Below are 3,677 nucleotides of genomic sequence, written 5' to 3' on the forward strand. Positions count from 1 at the left end.
TCGTGTGAAATTCACGCATGGTGTCTTATGACTAATCATGTCCATTTGTTGATTAGCCCTCATGAGCACAGCAGTACCAGCTCGCTTATGAAAGGAATAGGGCAACGATATGTGCAATACATAAATCGTACATATGGACGTAGTGGGACTTTATGGGAAGGGCGCTTCCGTTCGTGCCTTGTTCAAAGTGATAGTTATGTATTAATAAACGGGGACAGACCACGTTTTTTGGGAGCAGGGCAGAGCTCTTTCGATTTAAACGTGGTCTGTCCCTGATTTCAAGGTTCTGGGATCTGTTTTTGGAAAAGGGGTTGCGAGCGAGGCGATAGGTGGGGGAAGCTCGGCTGTAGCGAAAGGCTTGGGAGAAGTAGGGGGTGCAAAAGACGTTGTAAATGCCGTGGAGGGTGTTCCTGGTCGTGTACAGTCTCGTATAAACGTTGCTAACGGTCGCGCAGAAACCACGCCTCTGCGGGACAATGGCAATCCAGTATCTGCGGGGTTCGACCATGTTCTTGATGGCCATTTCGGTAGAGAAATCTCCAACTCGCGTTCAGTATTTACGATTGCTCCAAATGAACTGAAAGGGATTTTGCAGAGCAGTGATGTCGTGAAGTCTCCGGTTTTGGCACTGCCAGATGGTCAGTTTGTAAGAACAGTTGATGTGGGGCGAGTGATTGGCACTACTACGCTGAAGGATGGAGGAGCCCCCACTTCTGTGATAAAAGTGTTTACCGACAAAGCCGGTAACCTGATCACAACCTTTCCGGTTAAGGCGGGCAATTGATGCGATCTCTCTCTCCGAAAGTCTGGCACGAGTTGCAATCAGCTGTTACGCGCATGAGTGATAAGTCCTCACTGAGGAATATTCTTGACGTAATCCTTTTGTGGTTACGGCGCAATTATGAATGCTTTTCTGTTGAGCCGTTCTCGACCTATAATTTTTATGAACTTTCCCATATAGATGAGAAGTTGATGCCTGTAGAGTTTTCTACTTTTAAACTTAGCGAATTAGCTCACCTTAAAAAAGTAATTTTACGCTACAAGTCCAAAGACGTAGAAGCTATCGCGCGCTTTTTGCGCGATACAATAGAAGAGTTGGTTACTATTGAGATTGATGAACAATGTCCTAGGTGTGAGTCTCATGGTATGCGCATTTTTGTAGGAAAACAGAACGGATTATTGGCTTTTCAGTGTAATGTCTGTGGTCACGCCCATTACTCAGACGGATCTAAAGTCGAGGTAGGTGGATTGGACTTTGTACGCGAGGTTAGGTTGCGAGAGCTTGGCCTGATTTAATGGTGCAAAAGCAATCGATGATTCTGCTGCCTATACAAAATGGTGGGAAAATGTTGCTCGACCTAAGACTCTAACTGATAGAGAGGCTAGGGCTTGGTACTTATCTAAAGAGGCAGAAATTCCCAGTCGAATTGATGCAAGACTGTCGCTGGAAGATCAGGCTAAACAGGCGTTTTCCATGAGGAATGATTTAAGGTCTACAGCTAGAGATTTAATGTCTAACAGAGATTTGGCAGACTCTTTGAATAAGAGCGATCCCAATAGAACGTGGTCGGAGATCGCTAATAAATACTCGTCACAAGGTCTTTCTGGGGATGATTTGTGGCGCAAGATTATCGAAAAATCCCAGTCATCTAGAACAAGCGTAAATAATGGGTTGGGGATGTGAGCATGAATCGTTTTTCTGAGTCTAGTTCCGAGCTTGGTCATTTTGTCTATTTTAATGAGTATGAAGAAGAAAGCTTTGAGGAATTTGTTGGTGTTGTTTTGGAAAAACTAAATGCAGAAGAAATAAAGCGTGAGCAAGGCCCTTACTCAATTCTGGTTGCTATTGAATATGCAGGGCATAGGCTTGTTTTGACAAGCGGCTCATTCGAAGGGTGCTACATATCTATAGATAAAAGTGAGGCATGGTTAGCGAAAAAAATTATAGAGTCATTCTGACTTAGCTAGTTGGTGCAAAAGGCGCAGGTGAAGTTGCCTCTATAGGCGGAAAGACCTGTGTTTATAACTGTGTTGTTGATGGTGTGACTCGTTATGTTGGAATAACCGACGACATAGTTAAGCGCGGTCAAGCTCACCTCAGAGAAAAAGGCATCACGATTGACAGAATAGAGGGTTTACAGAACCTTTCACGTGCTGACGCACGGGCAGTCGAGCAAACACTGATCGACTACCATGGCCTTGGTAAAGATGGCGGCACGTTAATCAATAAGATTAACTCTATATCGTCTGTCAAAAACCCGACTAAGTATGAGCAGGGTTTGATTCGCGGCGCCGAGCTGCTGAAAAAAGCTGGATATGAAGGATTTTAAATGGCTAAGAAGGTAAAGCTGGGCGACATTTTGCAGGTGTTAACCTCGCAGGGTGTCGCATATGCGCAAGTTACTCATAAGCATCCGGAATTTGGTTTTTTAATACGTGTTTTCCCCGGATTTCATAATGAAAAACCAAAAGATTTTTCGGTTGTTGTTGATGGTGAACCACAATTTTCCGCATTTTTTGTTGTTCAAAGTGCGGTAAATCAAGGCCTTCTATCCGTTGTGGCAAATGTTCCGGTTCCCGAAAGGTTACAAGTGTTTCCTACGTTCCGTTCCAGGAATGGCGGGCCGGGAGGCTCTATTTGGCTATGGAATGGAAGCGAAGCACTTCGGCTGGAGAGAGAGATTAGCTCGGAAGAGCTGAAGCATTCCACAAGAGGAATTATCAGTGCGCCATTGCTTGTTGAGCGTATTGAAAAGAATTACAGAGCCGAGACCCATGAGGTTTGGTGAGTTGTAGAAGTTTCAACTTGATCTGACACTTTCGACACCGGCCTCGCGCCGGTGTTTTTGCACCCTATCTGCACCCTTTTTGCCGCCTTCTTGCATCCTATTTGCATCCTTTCTGCAGTCAAGTTGCATCCTTTTTGCACCCACCCTGACGACCTACGGTCTAGCTGCTCAATACGCCCTTTTTGAGCATGATTTTTCGCCCCTTAACAGGAGCAAAATCTCAATACACATCACGCACCTCTCGCGAGGTGGGTATTTTCTATATGTATCAATTAGTTATCCGGTTTCTGTCTTCTGGGTGCTGTTATACATTTGTAATACAAAACGAGTGTTTCACCCAGCAAGCACTGACGTGAGTTGTATAGCATTTGTTATACACAGCGGCAGCCCCACAGAACTGGTCCTTTTTTCAAGGTTGGCCCGTTTTATTGGCCCGGCAAGCTGTCTCTTTTAGTCGCAGCTTGTGTCCAGCGCTTGGCGTCGTGCATGTGCAATACGCTACTGATCACTGTCTCCAGGGCTTCGCGCTCTTTGTCATCCAGCTTGGAAATGGCCTCAAACTGAAGTTTCAGGCGGTCATCCGGCCCACGTTCTCCCTCATCAAATAGCAGCATATCGGCGCTGACACTCAGAGGGATAAACGGGGACAGACCACGTTTATCGAGGGTTGGATACTGCTCCTTCAATTTATTTGTGGTCTGTCCCGATTTCGCCCTCCGGGCAGAACGGCCTGTTCCGTTTGAGCCAGGAAGGCAGCACCAACCCGACCGGCACCGGCCCACAAAGCTGGAGCCTCACCGGCGCCACTGTCACCGCGTCCACCAGTGCGCCAGTCACCCTCAACCGCGTGCAAGGCTTGCCGAGCAATGCTGGCAAATCCCAACCGCA

General features: G+C 46.5%; 7 protein-coding genes. 6 read left to right on the forward strand and 1 reads right to left on the reverse strand.

The features are described 5' to 3' along the window. The first annotated feature begins 9 nt into the window (after positions 1-9). From JUI81_RS31500 to JUI81_RS31525, 6 genes are all read left to right on the forward strand, one after another. Entirely contained in the window at positions 10-276 is a 267-nt protein-coding gene (locus JUI81_RS31500) for a transposase (RefSeq protein WP_275406309.1), read from the forward strand. An 82-nt stretch (positions 277-358) separates the two neighbouring features. Next, positions 359-784, forward strand: coding sequence for a hypothetical protein (locus JUI81_RS31505; protein WP_204125678.1), 426 nt, complete (start codon positions 359-361; stop codon positions 782-784). A 53-nt stretch (positions 785-837) separates the two neighbouring features. Further along, positions 838-1,296, forward strand: a complete 459-nt coding sequence (locus tag JUI81_RS31510) for a hypothetical protein (RefSeq protein WP_239077748.1) — start codon at positions 838-840, stop codon at positions 1,294-1,296. A 390-nt stretch (positions 1,297-1,686) separates the two neighbouring features. Further along, positions 1,687-1,959, forward strand: coding sequence for a hypothetical protein (locus tag JUI81_RS31515; RefSeq protein WP_204125680.1), 273 nt, complete (start codon positions 1,687-1,689; stop codon positions 1,957-1,959). Positions 1,960-2,042: 83 nt separating this feature from the next. Beyond that, complete coding sequence (locus tag JUI81_RS31520) at positions 2,043-2,330, forward strand: hypothetical protein (protein WP_204125681.1); 288 nt, start codon at positions 2,043-2,045, stop codon at positions 2,328-2,330. Then, positions 2,331-2,789, forward strand: coding sequence for a hypothetical protein (locus JUI81_RS31525; RefSeq protein ID WP_081049261.1), 459 nt, complete (start codon positions 2,331-2,333; stop codon positions 2,787-2,789). A 425-nt stretch (positions 2,790-3,214) separates the two neighbouring features. On the opposite strand, the gene JUI81_RS31530 is transcribed toward JUI81_RS31525, so the two are convergent. Beyond that, positions 3,215-3,475, reverse strand: coding sequence for a hypothetical protein (locus JUI81_RS31530; protein WP_204125682.1), 261 nt, complete (start codon positions 3,473-3,475; stop codon positions 3,215-3,217). Positions 3,476-3,677: the final 202 nt, after the last annotated feature.

It is taken from the genome of Pseudomonas sp. 008 (genome assembly GCF_016861935.1).
Classification (GTDB): domain Bacteria; phylum Pseudomonadota; class Gammaproteobacteria; order Pseudomonadales; family Pseudomonadaceae; genus Aquipseudomonas.